Annotated in this window: 15 protein-coding genes, 16 tRNA genes and 2 rRNA genes; 2 read left to right on the top strand and 31 right to left on the bottom strand. The window is 43.6% G+C overall.

Translation table 11 applies throughout. From position 1 onward, the window contains the following. Positions 1-243 (top strand): integrase core domain-containing protein (locus F0342_RS24285; protein WP_149157256.1); only part of this gene is annotated, 243 nt, incomplete at its 5' end. A 78-nt stretch (positions 244-321) separates the two neighbouring features. Here F0342_RS24285 and nfsA read toward each other — a convergent pair. From nfsA to queG, 4 genes are all read right to left on the bottom strand, one after another. Next, a complete protein-coding gene (gene nfsA, locus F0342_RS24280) occupies positions 322-1,071 on the bottom strand; it encodes an oxygen-insensitive NADPH nitroreductase (RefSeq protein WP_149158268.1) in 750 nt (249 codons plus the stop codon). Positions 1,072-1,158: 87 nt separating this feature from the next. Beyond that, the gene (trmL, locus tag F0342_RS24275) at positions 1,159-1,632 is read right to left on the bottom strand and encodes a tRNA (uridine(34)/cytosine(34)/5-carboxymethylaminomethyluridine(34)-2'-O)-methyltransferase TrmL (RefSeq protein ID WP_113971500.1); all 474 of its coding nucleotides are present in this window, start codon (positions 1,630-1,632) and stop codon (positions 1,159-1,161) included. 66 nt (positions 1,633-1,698) lie between these two features. Continuing rightward, on the bottom strand, positions 1,699-2,577 hold the full coding sequence (locus F0342_RS24270) for an amidase domain-containing protein (RefSeq protein WP_149158267.1): 879 nt from the start codon (positions 2,575-2,577) through the stop codon (positions 1,699-1,701). Positions 2,578-2,671: 94 nt separating this feature from the next. Further along, the gene (gene queG / locus F0342_RS24265) at positions 2,672-3,805 is read right to left on the bottom strand and encodes a tRNA epoxyqueuosine(34) reductase QueG (RefSeq protein WP_149158266.1); all 1,134 of its coding nucleotides are present in this window, start codon (positions 3,803-3,805) and stop codon (positions 2,672-2,674) included. A 111-nt stretch (positions 3,806-3,916) separates the two neighbouring features. Between queG and F0342_RS24260 the strand changes: the two genes are divergently transcribed. Further along, a complete protein-coding gene (locus tag F0342_RS24260) occupies positions 3,917-4,588 on the top strand; it encodes a B3/B4 domain-containing protein (RefSeq protein WP_149158265.1) in 672 nt (223 codons plus the stop codon). 349 nt (positions 4,589-4,937) lie between these two features. Here the strand turns inward: F0342_RS24260 and F0342_RS24255 are convergent, their stop codons facing one another. From F0342_RS24255 to F0342_RS24125, 27 genes are all read right to left on the bottom strand, one after another. Continuing rightward, the gene (locus F0342_RS24255; RefSeq protein WP_149158264.1) at positions 4,938-5,906 is read right to left on the bottom strand and encodes a sugar phosphate isomerase/epimerase family protein; all 969 of its coding nucleotides are present in this window, start codon (positions 5,904-5,906) and stop codon (positions 4,938-4,940) included. Positions 5,907-5,918: 12 nt separating this feature from the next. Further along, positions 5,919-6,959, bottom strand: coding sequence for a Gfo/Idh/MocA family protein (locus F0342_RS24250; RefSeq protein ID WP_149158263.1), 1,041 nt, complete (start codon positions 6,957-6,959; stop codon positions 5,919-5,921). Positions 6,960-6,973: 14 nt separating this feature from the next. Next, positions 6,974-7,999: a Gfo/Idh/MocA family protein gene (locus F0342_RS24245; protein WP_149158262.1), complete on the bottom strand. Its 1,026-nt coding sequence runs from the start codon at positions 7,997-7,999 to the stop codon at positions 6,974-6,976. Positions 8,000-8,020: 21 nt separating this feature from the next. After that, entirely contained in the window at positions 8,021-8,746 is a 726-nt protein-coding gene (locus F0342_RS24240; RefSeq protein ID WP_149158261.1) for a ThuA domain-containing protein, read from the bottom strand. A 15-nt stretch (positions 8,747-8,761) separates the two neighbouring features. Then, on the bottom strand, positions 8,762-10,336 hold the full coding sequence (locus tag F0342_RS24235; RefSeq protein WP_149158260.1) for a response regulator transcription factor: 1,575 nt from the start codon (positions 10,334-10,336) through the stop codon (positions 8,762-8,764). Then, entirely contained in the window at positions 10,317-12,128 is a 1,812-nt protein-coding gene (locus F0342_RS24230; RefSeq protein WP_149158259.1) for a sensor histidine kinase, read from the bottom strand. The genes F0342_RS24235 and F0342_RS24230 overlap by 20 nt, the downstream gene beginning before the upstream one ends. Positions 12,129-12,270: 142 nt before the next feature. Then, a complete protein-coding gene (locus F0342_RS24225; protein WP_149158258.1) occupies positions 12,271-13,548 on the bottom strand; it encodes an ABC transporter substrate-binding protein in 1,278 nt (425 codons plus the stop codon). 82 nt (positions 13,549-13,630) lie between these two features. Next, complete coding sequence (locus F0342_RS24220) at positions 13,631-14,458, bottom strand: carbohydrate ABC transporter permease (protein ID WP_149158257.1); 828 nt, start codon at positions 14,456-14,458, stop codon at positions 13,631-13,633. Then, positions 14,458-15,399: a carbohydrate ABC transporter permease gene (locus tag F0342_RS24215; RefSeq protein WP_149158256.1), complete on the bottom strand. Its 942-nt coding sequence runs from the start codon at positions 15,397-15,399 to the stop codon at positions 14,458-14,460. Before F0342_RS24215 ends, F0342_RS24220 begins: the two co-directional genes overlap by 1 nt. A 436-nt stretch (positions 15,400-15,835) precedes the next feature. Then, a tRNA-Gly gene (locus F0342_RS24210) sits at positions 15,836-15,909 on the bottom strand. Positions 15,910-15,912: 3 nt separating this feature from the next. Next, positions 15,913-15,996 (bottom strand) — tRNA-Leu (locus F0342_RS24205). An 8-nt stretch (positions 15,997-16,004) separates the two neighbouring features. After that, a tRNA-Cys gene (locus F0342_RS24200) sits at positions 16,005-16,078 on the bottom strand. 7 nt (positions 16,079-16,085) lie between these two features. After that, positions 16,086-16,160, bottom strand: a tRNA-Gly gene (locus F0342_RS24195). Positions 16,161-16,164: 4 nt separating this feature from the next. Beyond that, positions 16,165-16,236 (bottom strand) — tRNA-Gln (locus F0342_RS24190). Between the two features lie 39 nt (positions 16,237-16,275). Next, positions 16,276-16,351: transfer RNA gene (locus F0342_RS24185), tRNA-His, on the bottom strand. An 11-nt stretch (positions 16,352-16,362) separates the two neighbouring features. After that, positions 16,363-16,436 (bottom strand) — tRNA-Trp (locus F0342_RS24180). A 114-nt stretch (positions 16,437-16,550) separates the two neighbouring features. Continuing rightward, positions 16,551-16,634 (bottom strand) — tRNA-Tyr (locus F0342_RS24175). 19 nt (positions 16,635-16,653) lie between these two features. After that, positions 16,654-16,729 (bottom strand) — tRNA-Thr (locus tag F0342_RS24170). Between the two features lie 18 nt (positions 16,730-16,747). Continuing rightward, positions 16,748-16,823, bottom strand: a tRNA-Phe gene (locus tag F0342_RS24165). A gap of 17 nt (positions 16,824-16,840) precedes the next feature. Then, positions 16,841-16,917, bottom strand: a tRNA-Asp gene (locus F0342_RS24160). 79 nt (positions 16,918-16,996) lie between these two features. Further along, positions 16,997-17,070: transfer RNA gene (locus F0342_RS24155), tRNA-Met, on the bottom strand. Positions 17,071-17,145: 75 nt separating this feature from the next. After that, positions 17,146-17,221, bottom strand: a tRNA-Val gene (locus tag F0342_RS24150). A gap of 42 nt (positions 17,222-17,263) precedes the next feature. Further along, positions 17,264-17,338, bottom strand: a tRNA-Glu gene (locus tag F0342_RS24145). 19 nt (positions 17,339-17,357) lie between these two features. Next, a tRNA-Ser gene (locus F0342_RS24140) sits at positions 17,358-17,449 on the bottom strand. 6 nt (positions 17,450-17,455) lie between these two features. After that, positions 17,456-17,530, bottom strand: a tRNA-Asn gene (locus F0342_RS24135). Positions 17,531-17,537: 7 nt separating this feature from the next. Further along, positions 17,538-17,654 (bottom strand): 5S ribosomal RNA (gene rrf, locus F0342_RS24130). 171 nt (positions 17,655-17,825) lie between these two features. Continuing rightward, positions 17,826-18,271, bottom strand: a 23S ribosomal RNA gene (locus tag F0342_RS24125); the annotation flags it as partial.

The raw sequence follows: 18,271 nt of genomic DNA, 5'->3' as shown, positions 1-18,271 counted from the left end.
GCAAAAAAAAGAGGCATTATCACAAGCATGTCCCGACGAGGAAACTGCTTTGATAATGCCGTCATCGAATCCTTCCACTCCTCTTTAAAGTCAGAAGAATTCAGCCCTCTGGATCGAGGGAAACTAACCAACCATACAGTACGAAAGAAAATAGAATCGTACATGTATTATTATAATTATTGTCGTCCTTTTACAAAATTAAACTGCCAGACTCCGGTAGAATTTAGAGTCAAGGCAGCTTAGGTGTTTTATTTAGTCTTATTTGACTGTGTCACTCCATTGTTCCTTTCGGGCTTTTTCTATTTATCCGGACGCAGGGATCTACCTTTTATTGAATCCTTTCTTCTCTATAAATTCCTTCATATACATGCGCTTTTTACCTGAGAGCATGTTGGCCATTTGCTCCGTCCATCGATCCGATCGTTTGCCGGCCGTTCGTGCATGATAATAGGAAGAAATGGTTTCGTCATAACGATCTAGTTCCCTTTTCATTGATCCTTCATCACTTTGATAAGAATCCTCATGGTAAATGGCTTCCATAGGTAATCGTGGCTTTACATCAGAATTTCCTTCAGGGAAGCCGACTGCCAGACCGAATAAAGGAATGACCCGATCAGGAAGCTCCAGCAGATCACTCACTGATTCCAGATCATTTCGGATTCCTCCAATATAGCAAATGCCCATTCCCATCGATTCCGCGGCAATGGACGCATTTTGGGCCGCTAGTGAAGCATCAATTAAAGCCACCATGAATTTCTCCGTGCTTTCAAGTGTTGGAATGACATCTGCATTTTCCCATTCACCTATTTTCTCGTGGCGGTACAAATCGGCACAGAATACAAAGAAATGACCGTTTTCTTCTACATATGATTGTGGACCGGCAAGTTCCGCCAACTTCTTCTTTTTAGCAGGATCCTTCACCCCAATGATTGTATACGCTTGAATATAACTGGACGTACTCGCAGCCTGGGCACTCGAGACAATTGTCCGGATCTGCTCCTCCGTTAATGGCTCATTCTTGAAATGACGAATGGATCGATGCTTAAGAATCGTTTCAATGGTTTCGTTCATTATGTAATCTCTCCTTCACATTCTTTCCTCTAGTATAAGCCAAATAAAAAAAGGAATGAAAATCATATGATTCTCATTCCTCGTTTTTTATAACAAACCCGGATAATTTCTTTGTCTTAATGCTTCATAAATCAGAATCGCCGCTGTATTGGAAAGGTTCAATGAACGGACGTTTTCGTTCATTGGTATGCGCAGGGCACGATCTAAGTTATTTTGGATGATGTCATCCGGCAGTCCGGATGTTTCCCTGCCAAAAATAAAGAAGTAATCCTTCTCTTCCACACTGTAATCAAAGTCAGTGTGAGGGATCTTTCCGTATTTTGTTAAATAGAAAAATTCTCCGCCGTCATTTTTCTCGAAGAACTCTTCAATTGAATCATAGTATACAATGTTTACAAACTGCCAATAATCAAGGCCTGCCCGCTTTAACATTTTATCATCTGTTGAGAACCCGAGTGGACGAATCAAGTGCAGAGTTGTATCCGTTGCTGCACACGTTCTCGCAATATTCCCTGTATTAGCAGGGATTTCTGGTTGATATAATACAACATGTACTCCCATGTTACTGTCACCTCATTCATAAAACTCTAAGTGACATTATACCATTTCCTCCCCATAGAACAAGACTTAGCCGTCATCTACTATTGTAAAAAATCTATATTTGATATTGGGTGTATAAGCAGTCGAGTCCTCATATTTCCAATATCGCATTCTGCTGTTGAACGTATGGGCATTCACGAGAGGCTCTCCTGCAGCATCTTTCCCCGTTACGATCGTTGTATGGTCAAAACGCCCATCCCCTTCGAAGTCATAGCAGATGACATCTCCAAGCTTTAACTCTTTAGCGTCATTCACCTGTCTTCCCCTTAACCCGACCGTCGAGTTCTGGATGTACCATCTCATGGAATTCGCCACCGTCCAGCTATAGCTCCAGCTCTGATTTCTCATCCACCAGCCCTTCCCCTTCGCCGGATATCCCCGCATGGGAGCATCCCCGGCATGTAGGCACTGTGAAATATAATTTGTGCAATCATTCTCAAATTTCTTGAACGCTGGGTTATAGCTGTTCCACCACCGTTCAGCATACTGCACCGCACTCAGACGATCATATTGATACACCGCTCTAACTGCTTTCTCATTAAAGGTGGAATTCTCTTCATGACCGACATTCTCTTCATATTGAATCGGAACCTCGCTGTCTTCATAGATTTTATCCTTATATAAGGCTGCATGCCGATTCTCAACTTCTTCTTCTAAATAAAGAAGATCGCCTTGCTTAATAAGATATTTATAGTGAACATCATATAAAATGTTTTGTGTTTCATTTCGCTGAGGTGTCATGCTTTGGACTTTCCCCGCTGCATCCACCTTTACAATTTCCGCATTCCGCTGAAGACAAGATTCCTTCTTTCTTTTCACTTTGTCACTGTGATAGTCTGACTGACTACGAGATGTATATTCATCTATCACATGTTGGACCTTTTCCATTAACAGCTTTCTGATCATTGTCTTCCCTCCTCCCTAATTGTTATGCAGGGAAGGGGCCGTTCAAAACAAAAAAGGATAAACTCAGGTGGATTTGTGAGTTTATCCTTTTGGACTATTTGGTTATAAGGTTAAGGCCCTTTTGAATTTCGTTTAGCACTTCCTCATCCGTTTCAACCGATTGCTGCCCTAATAGAGCAACTTCTGCTTCTACTCCGCCTATTTTGCCAAGGGCCCAGGCAGAGGTCCCGCGAATGACGGGGCGCACATCTTTTTTCATCACATCAATCAGGTCGTCAATGGCTGTTGTATCCTTATAATGGGCCAGGGCGATGATTGCGTTTCGCTGAATCGGTTTCTTACCTCTCCACGAGCCGGATGCATGACCGTACTTTTCTTTAAACTCACGGTTACTGATCGTTAGAAGCGGCTTTAATAGCGGCTTTGCAATTTCTGGATCCGGCTCCATCTCTTCGTGAAAATGAAAGTCCATCCCTTTATTTTCAGGACATACAGTTTGGCAGGTGTCACATCCATAAAGACGGTTCCCAAGCTTTACCCGGTACTCATCCGCAAGAAAGCCCTTTGTCTGCGTCAAAAAGGCAATGCATTTCTGAGCATCCAGCTGCCCACCTTCTATAAGAGCTCCCGTTGGACAGACATCCACGCATTTATTACATGTACCACATTGGTCCTCCATCGGTGAATCAGGGGCAAACGGTAGGTTTGTCACCGTTTCCCCCAGATATACATAGGATCCGAACTCAGGCGTGATAATGGAGCAGTTCTTTCCGCTCCAGCCAATGCCCGCCCGCTCTGCCACTGCACGATCCACAAGTTCACCTGTATCCACCATGGATTTGAAACGTGCCTGGGGGACTCTTGATACGATATATTCTTCCAGCTTTGAAAGTCGATCACGCAGCACATGGTGATAATCCGTCCCCCATGATGCCCGGCAAAAGATCCCCCGTCTCTCTCCCCGTTTGCTTTGTGGAGCATTCTTCATCTTTGAAGGGTAGGCAAGGGCAATGGCAATGATCGATTTGGGGCCATCAAAGATTAAAGAAGGATCGACCCGTTTCTCAATGTCTTTCTCTTCAAAACCGGATTGATACCCAAGCATTTCCTGACGTAAAAGACGGTTCTTCATTTCCGAAAACGCACCAGCAGTCGTAAATCCTATTTTATCAATCCCGATTTCCTTACTATAATCGATGATATCCTGTTTCAATTGATCCATATCCATTGCCCTTTCCTCCTTTCTCTCTATAAAACATATATACAACTTATCAGCTTACGTGAAATGGCAACGAGTATTATGATAAACTATTTTAAAACAAATGTGGAGGGAAAATAAGTGGAAATCACGATCGATTCACCTATAACGTCCAAAATCCCTGGTTTTAAAGTGGGATTCATTCAATACCATCATATCGAAGTCGGCGCTTCTCCTCAAATGCTGAAAGGCAGACTTCAGCTGTTCCAGGAATCCATCTTCTTTGATCTTCACGATAAAAATGTGACGGAAATAGAAGGAATTGCCGTGTGGCGGGACATCTTCAAAAATACAGGAAAGGACCCGAATCGTTATCGTCATTCAGCCGAAGCACTCTTTCGTCGGGTAAAAAAACAGAATTATCTGAGCTCCATTAACTCAAGTATAGATCTTAATAACTTCTTCTCCCTTCAATACGAAGTGCCCATCGGCATTTACGACAGGGCTCAACTTAAGGGGGACACCATTCAATTGAAAATTGGTGAAACCGGACAATCATACATAGGGCTCAACGGCCGGGAAAACTCTCTGGAAAACCTGATCGTCGCCTGTGACGGGGACGGACCTTTCGGAAGCCCATTCGTTGACTCAGACCGTGCACCCGTCGGCGAAGAAACCAAAAATGCCGTTCAAATCATCTTTCTTAAGCCTTCCCTTTCTATAGAAGAAAGCGAGAAACTGACCAAATCGTTAATGGATATGTTTATCGGGATCCATGGTGGAGAAGGATCGTTTGAAGTGGTGGGAGGATAGTTGTTTCTGCAGGATCCCTGGTTGGGATCTTGTTTTTTTATAGAGAATTTTGTACGAGAACCCATAGCTAATCTAAAAAAATCTCATACCATCTTATTGAAATCTAAAGCATAAGATCGGCTTAATCCTTAGATGAATGGGAATATCCACCCCGCTTTCCACTGTGGCCGGAGTCAATCCCGCCGAAATTCACGATAATCCGGCCATTTCTTGTGAAAATCCAGCCGTTTTGCAAATAATTCAGACGATTGACATTAACTGTAAATTGAACACTACTTATTTGAGACTAACACAATCACGCTACTACTCCAAAAAAAAGAGAGCCCCATAGGACCCTCCCTCAAAAATTCTACACCCACCACATATCCGATGGCTGCTCTTCAATCAAGATCGACTTCAAATTCTTCACGGCACGTCCGAAGCCTTCTTCAATCGACATGATCGGATCCTCGTGCTCGATGCTGACCACATAATCATATCCGAATGTGCGCAGTGCACTCATCATATCTGACCACTCCTGCAAGGAATGTCCACACCCTACTGAACGGAAGGACCACGCTCTTGTTTGGATGTTTCCGTATGGCTGCATATCCGTCAGGCCGTACATGTTGACGTTGTCTTGGTCGATATACGTATCTTTCGCATGGAAATGGTGAATCGCATTTTCTTTACCAAGGATTTTAATCGCGGCAACCGGATCGATTCCTTGCCACCACAGGTGACTGGGATCAAGGTTTGCACCGATAGCGTCACATGTTTCTTCACGAAGCTTCAATAACGTATATGGAGTATGAACAAGGAACCCCCCGTGCAGCTCTAAACCGATTTTCACGTTATGATCCTCTGCAAGCTTCCCTATCTCTTTCCAATATGGAATCAACTTTTCTTCCCATTGCCATTTGAGAATATCCCCATATTCATTCGGCCAAGGGGAAACAGGCCAGTTAGGATGCTTTGCTCCTTCATGGTCTCCTGCTGTTCCGGAAAAACAGTTAACAACCGGTACATTCATCAAGCTTGCGAGCTTGATTGTTTTCTGAAGTGCCACATGGGATTCTTCCGCAAATGCTGCATCTGGCGAGATCGGATTTCCGTGACAGCTGAAGGCACTGATTTCCAAGCCTCTTGATGTTACTTTCTCTAAGTATTCGTTTCTCTTTTCTTCGCTTTCTAGAAGAACGTCCAGGTCACAGTGAGCATTTCCAGGATATCCTCCCGTGCCGATTTCGACTGCGTGAAGCCCGGCTTCTTTTACATAATCAAGCATTTCATCAAGATTTTTTTGTGAAAATAATACAGTAAATACGCCTAGTTTCATTTGTGCTTCCTCCTATTTCAATCGGATGCTTTGTCCGGTTTCACTGCTTTTGTAGATGGCATCAATTATTTGGGACACTTGCATAGCTTCCTGGGGCTTTACAACCAGCTCTTCTAAACCGAGACAGCTATTGATAAAGTTCCGGGCTTGTGGAAGACTCGGATCATCTTCACCGTGAACCCAATCCGCTTCACTATTCAGAAGCATGCCATGTTTCATTTGGTTCATCTGGAACGGGAATAGATCGATTCCTCCCGTTTCACCTGAAATGCTCATACTTTCTTCATCGCTCTTGACATTTGCAGACCAAGACGTTTCGAAGAGCATGGATGCACCGTTATCGAACTTGATATAAGCCGTAACATGGTCATCAACTTCAAATTTCTCTTTATCAAAGTCTCCCCACTGATTCACTTGATCTGGCATTCTGCTAAGCTTGTTATAGGTCGTCCCTGTTACCTCAACAGGTGCCGGGTTCCCAAGGAGCCATAGGGATAGATCCAGAAAGTGACATCCGTAGTCGATCAGGCTGCCACCGCCTTGCAGCTCCTTGTTGGTAAACACTCCCCAGCCAGGGACTTTGCGGCGACGGATCGCTCTTGCCCTTGCGACCATTGGTTCGCCAATTTCATCTTCCATAATCACTCGCTTCGCAGCACGTGAGTCCTTCATAAAACGATAATGATAAGCGATAGCCAGAACCTTCCCTGACTGTTCCTCAGCTTCGATCATCAATTCACATTCTTCAGGAGTCATGGCCATTGGTTTCTCACAAAAAACATGGAGACCTGCTTTGAGCGCTGCAATCGTAATTTCCGCATGAAATTTATTTGGAGTACAGATCGTCACTGCATCCACATGCCCGAACATGTCCCGATAATCACTGAACACGTTCGGAATGTTAAAGGTTTCTGCCACGGTTTGAGCAGTGACCGGATTGATATCACTGATCGCTTCAATGGTTACAGAATCTGATAGTTTAATAAAAGTAGGAATGTGACGCGTTTGGGCAATGCCCCCAACGCCGATCACTCCCATCCGAAGTTTTTTCATCGATGCATTCACCTCTATAGCTTTACGATTCGTTTTGTTTCACTTGATTCCAGAGCAGACAAAACAACCTCAAGAGATTTCTTTCCTTCTTCACCCGTAACAGGAGGCTCTACATTATGAAGGATACTGTGAACAAATTGATCGATCACACGGGAATTCGTCTGGCCGCCCTCGGCATTTGTTTGAATGCCGCCAAGCTCATACTTAACTACTTCTCCGCTTGAGTATTGAACGACAAGAGAGTTGACCGGATCATCCTCTAAGCGGAGTATCGCTTTTTCTCCATAAATGATCGTAGAGTTGTCTTCTTTAGAAACATAAGACCAGCTTGCTGCAAGGGTACCGATTGTACCGCTTTCAGTCTTTAATACACAGACAGCCGTATCATCCACATCTGCATTTTCCTTTGCACTTGTTTCAACAAAGGCACCGACTTCGGCAAATTCTTCCCCTAAGATGTAACGAAGAAGATCGGTTTTATGAACACCAAGGTCACCCATGGCACCGATGAACGCTTCGTCCTTTTTGAAGAACCAGCTGTCTTTCCCGTCAGCACTCCAGCCTTCAGGACCACCGTGACCAAATGCAGAACGGAAGCTGTAGATTTTACCTACTTCACCACTTTCAATCAGCTGCTTGGCCTTTTGATGAGAAGGGACAAAACGCTGGTTATGAGCGATCATCAATTTTTTACCGTTTTTAGCAGCGGCATCTATCATGCTTTGAGCTTCTTCACTTGAAGTGGCCATCGGCTTTTCACATAATACATGCTTTCCAGCGTTTAGGGCATCGATGGAAATCGGTGCATGGAGGTAGTTCGGGGTACAAACACTCACAGCTTCCACTTCAGCGTTAGCCAGTAGTTCTTTATAATTGGTATACGCTTTCGCTCCTACTGCATCGGCCATCTTCCATGCCCGTTCTTCCACGATGTCACACACCGCTACCACTTCAACGTTTTCATTGTTTGCATATTCGGGCAGATGACGATGCTGTGCGATGCTACCACACCCGATAACTCCAATTTTTAATTTTCTCATGATTTTTCCTCCTCTTGTTCTTTAGTTAGATCCTTTGATTTCTTCTAACGGCTGTGTATTTCCGTATACCGGTCTCGCATGATCTACAGGGGATGCCCATTTCACTGCATTGACGATGACCTTCTGAACGTCTTCATGGTAATAGGTTGGATACGTTTCATGTCCTGGACGGAAGTAGAATACTTTTCCGTTACCACGCTGATACGTACACCCGCTTCTAAACACTTCCCCACCTTCGAACCAGCTCACCATCACAAGCTGATCAGGAGTCGGAATGTCAAAATGCTCTCCATACATTTCTTCCTTCTCAAGCTCGATGTATTCACTTAAGCCCGCTGTAATCGGATGACTTGGATCGACTATCCAGATGCGTTCTTTCTCATCAGCTTCCCGCCATTTCAGGTCACAGGAAGTACCCATCAATGTTTTGAAGATTTTAGAGAAATGACCTGAATGAAGGACGATTAATCCCATTCCATCAAGGACACGCTGTTTCACTCTTTCAACTACTTCATCTTTCACTTCATCATGGGCGATATGTCCCCACCAAACCAATACGTCTGTACCATCTAAAACTTCCTTTGTTAGTCCGTGGTCACCCTCGTCTAATGTAGCCGTTTTCACATTGAATGATGCTTCTCCCAGGAAGGAGGCAATGGCACCATGAATTCCTTCAGGGTACACCTCTCTCACTTTTGGATTCTTCTGCTCATGACGATTTTCATTCCATACTGTAACGTTCAACATTGTAAAACCTCCAAGTTAAGTGTTTGATTGTAAATGCCGGTATTCATTTGGTGTCATACCGACGTGCTTTTTAAATACTTTACTGAAATATTTCTCATTCCCAAACCCTACACCATAGGCAACTTCATAGATTTTCAAATAAGGATTTTCAAGCAGTTTCTTTGCTTTTTCCATCCGGATATTCGTAACGTAATCCGTGATGGTAGATCCATGATCCTGTTTGAACTTACGTGAAATATATTCCCTGCTTAAGTAAAAACGATCGGCAATGTCCTGTAGATTGATGTCTTCTTGATAGTGCTGTTGAAGATATTCTTCAATCTGCTGCATATTGTTCTTTTCCCGTTGATACTTTGCTTTTGAAAGGGTTCGAATTAATTCACTGAACTCTTTCGCCTTTTCCTCTTTAAATTTCCGGAATGAAAACGAGCCGTCTTCATTCCAATAATCCTGGCCCCTATAGAATGGTGCTTGATACTGAATCTCATACTCTTTCAACCAATTATTCCGTAATAACTCGAATTGATTTTCCCACATCTGGAGCTGCTCAAGTGACAGTGCATGCTCCGTTTCCATCTGTGAAAATATCCTCTCTAACTGGGACTGAACCTGATCGCCGCTTCCTGAACGGATTGCCCATTTTAATTCATTGGAGTGATCCAATAGGTGCAGCAGGGGGCTCGGTTTCATATTTTTATGGGTGACGATTTTCTTTTGATCAAGCAGGGAATGCTTAAGATACACATGCAAAGCAGATTCATACGCTTCGTTTATTTTCTTAGACTGCTGCCCAAGGGCAATGATCGTAAAGAGTTTGCTATATTGATAGATCAATGAGTAGATTTCCTCTAACAGATACGTTACATTCTTATCATTCCAGAAGAGAATCACAAGCTCTTCTTCTTTGTTCCCATTCCGGAAGCAAACTCCATCATTTTGCTTTCGCAGCAATTCATTGCAAATATTGCTAAGGGTGAAAAAGGCCAGGTCCCGGTCTCCTTGAAAGAGTTTCTCCACGATCGGTTTGATGGGGATGAGGGCAACGGTCTTTTCTCGCTTTGTAATGGCAATCCCAAACTCCTGTTCAACCTTTTCTACCATCTCTGTGGTAATGCTCTCCTTCGCACAGAGACTTGAGAATAACCGATCCCAATAGAGAGGCTTTACCTCATTCATCACTCGATTTTCCTCGACTTGGGATTTTCTTGATTGAGCCTGTTCATTCCACTCTTTTACCGCTTTATCCAGTGTTTCATTTAACACATCCGGTTCAATCGGCTTCAGAATATAATCAAAGCTTTTGTAAAAGATCGCGTTTCTCATATACTCGAAATCATCATACCCGCTTACAACAATGGTTTTGCTTTTCAGGTCAGACCCATGAAGCCATTTTAATAGGGTGATGCCATCCCGCTTCGGCATCCTCATATCAGTGAAAATGATTTCCGGCCGGTGCTCTGTGATCAATTCGATGGCTTGATCTCCATCTTCCGCCTCCAGAATAGTGTGAATTCCATGCTTGTCCCATTCTGCTAATAAAAGTAACCCCTCACGCACATGCTTTTCGTCGTCAATGATGATTGCTTTCATTTGCTTCACCTTCCATTCTTATCGGCAGCCTCATGGTGACCATAAAGCCTCCCTCATCATGATTTTCAAGCTGTAAAGTGGCCTGGTGGTCATAGTAGAGTTTTAAGCGAACATACACATTCTTCAGTCCGATATTGGTCTCATCCCCCGTTTTATTCCATGCATCTGCTTTAAAGTGGTCCTCGATTTCCCTAAGCCTGCTTACCGTTACGCCAACACCATTATCACGGACAATCATCACCAATTCTTCCTCATCCTGAAAGCAGGATAACCATATACGCCCTACCCCGTCCCGAATATCGAATCCATGTTTGAAGTAGTTTTCAATGAGGGGCTGAAGGATCATCTTCGGTACTGGGGTCCCCATTACCTTATCTTCTACATCTACACTGTAATCCAGATTCTCACCGAAACGTTCTTTTTGTAAAAGAAGATAGGCGTTCGTGTAATTGATTTCCTTGCTTAATGGAACCACATCCTCCTCCATATTCATCCCGTACCTCATTATTTTGGAAAGGTGGGTGATCAGGGAGTAGATTTGCGGAACCTTGTTCTTCAAAGCAATCGTTCCAATGGATTGCAAGGCATTATAGAGAAAATGCGGATTGATTTGAGACTGGAGAACCTTTAATTGATTCGTCTTGTTCTCAAGCTCAAGCTTGTATTCACGGTTGATCAAATGATTGATCCGCTCGATCATCTGCTGAAACCTGAAGCCGAGGATCCCAATTTCATCGGAACCGAACGATTCAGACTGTACCTTCATATTCCCTTTTTCAACCTGCTGGATATTTTGAAGCAGAATCCTTATCGGGGATGTAATTTTAAAAGATACAAAGAGAGTTGCCAGGACCACGAGGGATAATCCAAGTACTCCGAATAAAATATTAATCTTTGTCACACTAAATGCGCTTTCATAAAGATTTACGTAAGGGACCCTTTTCACTAACAACCAACCTCCAGCCGAAGCAGGTAGCTGGTCGAACATCATCACCCCGTTGAAAGAGTCCTCTTTCCACTCGAGTGTCCCTGATACATCTTTTGATTCCGTTATCCTCTTAATCCACTTCTGGTTGTTGCCATCGTCCGACACATCCCGGTCGGAGCTATAAATCATTTCCCCTTCGGAAGAAAGAAGGTAGAATTCTTCTGACTTACCGTTATACAGGTTTCTACTCAAATCAATGATCTTGTCAGGCGAAACCTCCAATGAAATATACGCAAGCACCTCATCGCCGGGAACGTTTCGGAATGCCCGGTGAATCGTGACAATATCCTTCGACCGGTTGATATTCTTTTCTTCCTGACTATGGGTTGGTTCAATATACATGTTATAAGGGCTGCGCTCTGCATTTCTGAAGGATTCCCATTGTGAATCCCTTACTTTATTGGAAAAAACAACGGTAGAGCGCTTTGTTGCAGAGATGACGCGGTCACCATCTGCGAAGGAAATACGTACCCCGTTAATTGTATCACCCGTGTAGAGAATCGTTTGCACAACATTCTTTACAATGCCGATCGTCAAGTAATTATTCTCTTGACTGGGTGATCTCATGAAGTTGATAAAATCAGGATTATTATAGAGTGATAGAGTTAACCCGTTGAGCTCATTAATATAGCTCTCCAGATTCACCTTTCCCTGATAAAGAAGATTGCTGCTCTCCTCTACCACCTGCTCCTCTATGGAATCCTTCGTATACAAATATGTAATAATAATCGAACTTCCAAACGGCACGATCGTCGTAATCATCAACAACACAATCAACTTATTTCGAATGCTGGTCTTTAACATGAGGGACGGACCTCCCAGGTCTCACTTATACACTAGTATAAAGTGTTTTTCCCCGCTCTTGGAAGTGTTTTTTCGAAATATTCCTATTAAACTTATAAAATAGAAAGCATGCCCTAAGCAGACATGCTTTCTATTATTCGATTTACTTCAAGTTATCCCATGTTTGCTGGAATCGCTCAAGTACAGTATCATAATCAATTTTACCTGCGGCATATTCCTGGATCGTTGCAGCGAATTCCTTATTCGCTCCATCCGGCCATTTGAACCAAGTCCAAGGAATCGTCTTCTCTTCTTTAGAGTAGTCAAGGATAGACTGACCTAAGTCCCCAAGACCATTTGGCTCGATGTTATCGAATGCCGGGATGAATGCAAATTCTTCCGTGATATAACGCTTACCAGTTTCAGATGAAACCATCCACTCCAAGAATGTTTTCGCTTCTTCAAGATGCTCGGAGTTCTTGTTTAATACCCAGTTATTCGGTACACCTACAGGAAGGCGATCAGCACTATCATCATTGGTGATAGAAATCGGAAGGAAGCCCATGTTGATTTCAGGATTGATCTCTGTGATCATGTTCTCAGTCCAGTTCCCTTGTTGCAGCATCGCCGTTTCACCAGAGGCAAATAGCGTTACTTGTGTATTGTAATCCGTCGTTAACGGATTATCATTTGCATACTTAAGCTCAGCATCTAAAACTTCTTTAAATTGCTTGAACTTTTCGTTTCCTACAATTTTCTCAGAACCATCATAAAGTCCGGCGATGAACGCATCCGGATCTTCCTGTTGAGCAAACGGAATGTTAAGTAAATGTTGACCAATTACCCACCACTCGCCGTAACCAGCAGAGAAAGGTGTGATTTTCTTCGCTTCCAGCTTCTTCGCAGCGTCTTTTAACTCATCAATCGTTGCAGGCGGCTCCGTAATCCCCGCTTCTTCAAATAAATCTTTATTATATACAAAGCCGTAGCCTTCAAGGTTAACCGGCATACCATAAAGCTTGCCGTCTTCATCTGTCATCGGAACTTTCCCGATCGGAAGAACATGTTCAACCCATGGCTCACCAGAAAGATCCGCTAACTTCTCTTTCCAAAGCTCTAATTCTTTAAAACCACCGTTGTTAAAAATGTCCGGTTCTTCACCAGAAGCAAATTTCGCTTTCAAAGCTGCACCGTAATCGGCACCTCCACCAACTGTTTCAAGCTTAATCTTAATGTTTGGATGCTCAGCTTCGAACTCATTAATCATTTCTTGAAGCTGATCGGCAATTTCAACCTTGAACTGGAAGAAATTAAGGGTTACTACATCATCACCTGATCCAGACTCTCCACCTGATTTGCTTGTAGTGTCTTTAGAAGAACATCCGGCAATAATTCCAAATACTAAAACCAAAGACATACAAAGTAAAAGTATACGTTTCATAAATGGATTGACCTCCCTGATATAAATTATTTTATATAAATTTCTGTATCAATGATAGACCATCTCTACAGAAACTTTATATCTACTTAATTGACCCTGAAGCAATTCCCTTGATGATATGCTTCTGTAAAAATAAGAAGAAAATGATAATAGGTGTAATGCCTAGCACCAATGCTGCAAGACCCATATCCCATTGCTTCGTATACTGAGCGAAGAACGAGCTTGCTGCGAGTGGAATCGTACGCAGTTCCGCATCCTGTAATACAAGAAGGGGAAGCAGATAGTCATTCCAAATCCATAAGGTGTTCAGAATGATCACGGTCACTGTTATTGGCTTAAGTAATGGGAATACAATTCTCCAGAACACACCAAACTGACTGCAGCCATCAATCATCGCGGATTCTTCAATCTCAATCGGAACGGTTTTTACAAATCCATGATATAAGAAAAGAGAAAGTGGTACCCCAAATCCAAAGTACATGATGATCAAACCTGGAATACTATTCGTAAGCCCAAGAGTTCCTCCAACTTTCATAAGAGGAATCATCACCGTCTGGAACGGAATGACCATGGCTGACACAAAGATGACAAATAAAATTTTGCTGAATTTCCCTGGCGTACGTACCATTTTCCACGCCGCCATGGAGCTGATAATCACTAATCCAATGTTGCTGAAAACGGTGATGACCAAGGAGTTCCAGAATGCACGGGGGAAGTTGATGACCTCCCATACTTTCGCATAGTTTGAGAAAACAAACTCCTTTGGCCACGCCGCCGCATCGATCAAAATCGCTGCAAACGGCTTCACTGAGTTGATCAGTACGAAGTAGAAAGGAATAAGAAAAATGAGCCCTATGACAATACCGATAATCTCTAATACAAACGTTCTTTTCGTATAGCGATTGCCCATTACGCCTGAACCTCCTTCTTCTTCGTCACCATCACCTGAATCGTCGTAAATACTGCCACTACCACAAAGAACAGGATCGATTTCGCTGTTCCCAGGCCGTAACGGTTGTTTTGGAACGCCTCTTGGTAAATATTGATCGCAACAGATTGTGTAGAATTAAAAGGTCCCCCACCTGTTAACGAGATGTTCAAATCGAATATCTTAAAGGCCATTGAAATCGTCAAGAAGAAACAAATCGTGAATGCCGGTAGAATCAACGGAATGATAATCTTCGTCAACAACGTCCAGTTTGATGCTCCATCTATCCTCGCTGCTTCCAAAAGTGAATTATCTACCCCTTGCAATGCCGCAACATAGATGACCATCATATAACCACTGATCTGCCACGCAAACACGATGACAATTCCCCAGAATGCCGTCGTCTCATCACCAAGCCAAGGCATTTTAAAGAATCCTATATCCGTCATATTCCCGAGTGATGCAAACCCTTTAACAAAAATGAACTGCCAGATGAACCCGAGTAGCAATCCACCGATCACGTTCGGAATAAAAAACACTGTCCGTAAAATATTACGGGTTTTCAATGCCGCATTTAACAGTAACGCAAATCCAAAACCTATTAAGTTACTAATAAACACTGCCGCAAACATAAACTTCGTCGTAAACATAAAAGAATTAAAGAACGTCTTATCATCCGTAAAGATCTTAATATAATTCTCAAACCCAACCCACTCAACAACCGAGCTGACACCATTCCATGAAGTAAACGAATAATAGACACCCATCAAGAACGGAAGAATCTGAATCACTAAGAAAAATAAAAGTGCCGGTCCAACAAAGGCAGCATACGTCAGCAAGCTCTTATACTTAAACTTCTTCTTCGTCACTGCTTTCATTTGCACGTCTGGGCTTACTGATCCAGTCTGAATCTTTGGTTCCACCCGTATCACCACCCCTAATTATGTAATCGCTTTCTTACATTATAATGGCAGCGCTTTCTTAAAAAGGGGAACTCAATTGACAAAGAAGGTGCAAAATTTTGACTAGATGGTTTTGGTTGTGGTGGGTGGTGGGTGGTGGGTAAATGAAAAGGTTGGTCTTCTTTGTGGTTCGGTTAGGTGCACGTAGGGTGAAATGCGTTTTTGAAAATAAAAGTAGAGTTTTTGAAAATAAAAGTAGAGTTTTTGAAAATAAAATCGTGGAATTGAAAATAAATGGTCCAGTTTTGAAAATATATTGGTATTATTCGAAAGTAAATAGAGGGCAGTCGATCAGATAAGCGTCAATAACGTTGAAAATGATGCTAAATAGATGACTTTTCATTAATAAACAATAAAAAAAGACTCCCTCTAATGAGAAAGTCTTTCGTATGTAAGTTGGAGCGGGTGAAGGGAATCGAACCCTCATCATCAGCTTGGAAGGCTGAGGTTTTACCACTAAACTACACCCGCGAATGGTACCGGTGGCCGGGATCGAACCGGCACTCCAGAGGAACACGATTTTGAGTCGTGCGCGTCTGCCAATTCCGCCACACCGGCATTACATTTGGAGGCGGCAACCGGATTTGAACCGGTGATCAGGGTTTTGCAGACCCATGCCTTACCACTTGGCTATGCCGCCTTAATATTGGAGCGGAAGACGGGATTCGAACCCGCGACCCCCACCTTGGCAAGGTGGTGTTCTACCACTGAACTACTTCCGCACTACTGGGCTAGCTGGATTCGAACCAACGCATGTCGCAGTCAAAGTGCGATGCCTTACCGCTTGGCTATAGCCCACTGATAGTATATGTCACGGAAATGAAAATGTGACTTTTATGGGGCGACTGATGGGAATCGAACCCACGAATGCCTGAACCACAATCAGGTGCGTTAACCACTTCGCCACAATCGCCATGATTTAATTGGCAGGGGTAGTAGGAATCGAACCCACACCAAAGGTTTTGGAGACCTTCGTTCTACCTTTAAACTATACCCCTATGAATTATAATTGATTTTCAGTGATTCCTCATGCTATTCGCTTTGATTCATAATGCTTCGCTGCAAAGTTTAAGGAAGATTATTTTATTTCGCTGAGGTTCCGCAAAAAATATTGGTGGAGGGGGGCAGATTCGAACTGCCGAACCCGAAGGAGCGGATTTACAGTCCGCCGCGTTTAGCCACTTCGCTACCCCTCCACATATTAAATCACTCGGGTGGTGCCGGCAAGAGGACTTGAACCCCCAACCTACTGATTACAAGTCAGTTGCTCTACCAGTTGAGCTACACCGGCATCAAGAATAGTGATAAATGGTGGCTCAGGACGGAATCGAACCGCCGACACATGGATTTTCAGTCCATTGCTCTACCAACTGAGCTACTGAGCCACTATGTAAAATAAAAATGGCGGTCCGGACGGGACTCGAACCCGCGACCTCCTGCGTGACAGGCAGGCATTCTAACCAACTGAACTACCGGACCAAAGTTTTTTGACGACAGTCAAAATAACCATCCATACGTGACTCATTAAGGATTCTCCTATTGTAAGTCAAAAATGGTATTGCGGGGACAGGATTTGAACCTGCGACCTTCGGGTTATGAGCCCGACGAGCTACCGAACTGCTCCACCCCGCGACGATATAACTTGTTAAGTTAAACTTATAATTTAAGGAAGATTATTTCACTCCGCTTAAGCTTCGTAAAAAATCATGGTGGAGGATGACGGGATCGAACCGCCGACCCTCTGCTTGTAAGGCAGATGCTCTCCCAGCTGAGCTAATCCTCCAATATATTAATTGTATTGTTTTCACTTTCGAATAAAAAGTGTTGGTGACCCATACGGGATTCGAACCCGTGTTACCGCCGTGAAAGGGCGGTGTCTTAACCGCTTGACCAATGGGCCTTAATAAGAAGAAAAGTTATGGCGGAGAGCAAGGGATTTGAACCCTTGAGACAGCATTAACCGCCTACACGATTTCCAATCGTGCTCCTTCGGCCACTCGGACAGCTCTCCATATGATGGCTCCGCAGGCAAGATTCGAACTTGCGACCGATCGGTTAACAGCCGATAGCTCTACCACTGAGCTACTGCGGAACGATATGCCTGGCGACGTCCTACTCTCACAGGGGGAGATCCCCCAACTACCATCGGCGCTGAAGAGCTTAACTTCCGTGTTCGGCATGGGAACGGGTGTGACCTCTTCGCCATTGTCACCAGACTGTTTTCTTGTCTCTTTTTTAAGGACAAGTACTATTATATCGCGTAGATATATTTTTTCAAGGCTTTTTTATAATTTCGTATAAAATTTATTCCCTGAAAACTAGATAAAGAATTGATGTCAAGAAAGCCGAATACCGACCCATTATTGTTCATTTAAAAATGACTCTTTGTGGTTAAGTCCTCGATCGATTAGTATCAGTCAACTCCACATGTCGCCATGCTTCCATCTCTGACCTATCTACCTAGTCATCTTCTAGGGATCTTACTCACATACGTGATGGGAAATCTCATCTCGAGGGGGGCTTCATGCTTAGATGCTTTCAGCACTTATCCCTTCCACACATAGCTACCCAGCGATGCCTTTGGCAAGACAACTGGTACACCAGCGGTGCGTCCATCCCGGTCCTCTCGTACTAAGGACAGCTCCTCTCAAATTTCCTGCGCCCACGACGGATAGGGACCGAACTGTCTCACGACGTTCTGAACCCAGCTCGCGTACCGCTTTAATGGGCGAACAGCCCAACCCTTGGGACCGACTACAGCCCCAGGATGCGATGAGCCGACATCGAGGTGCCAAACCTCCCCGTCGATGTGGACTCTTGGGGGAGATAAGCC

This window comes from Bacillus sp. CH30_1T (assembly GCF_008364765.1).
Classification (GTDB): Bacteria; Bacillota; Bacilli; order Bacillales; family Bacillaceae_B; genus Rossellomorea.
This window is presented reverse-complemented; position numbering and strand designations above follow the sequence as displayed.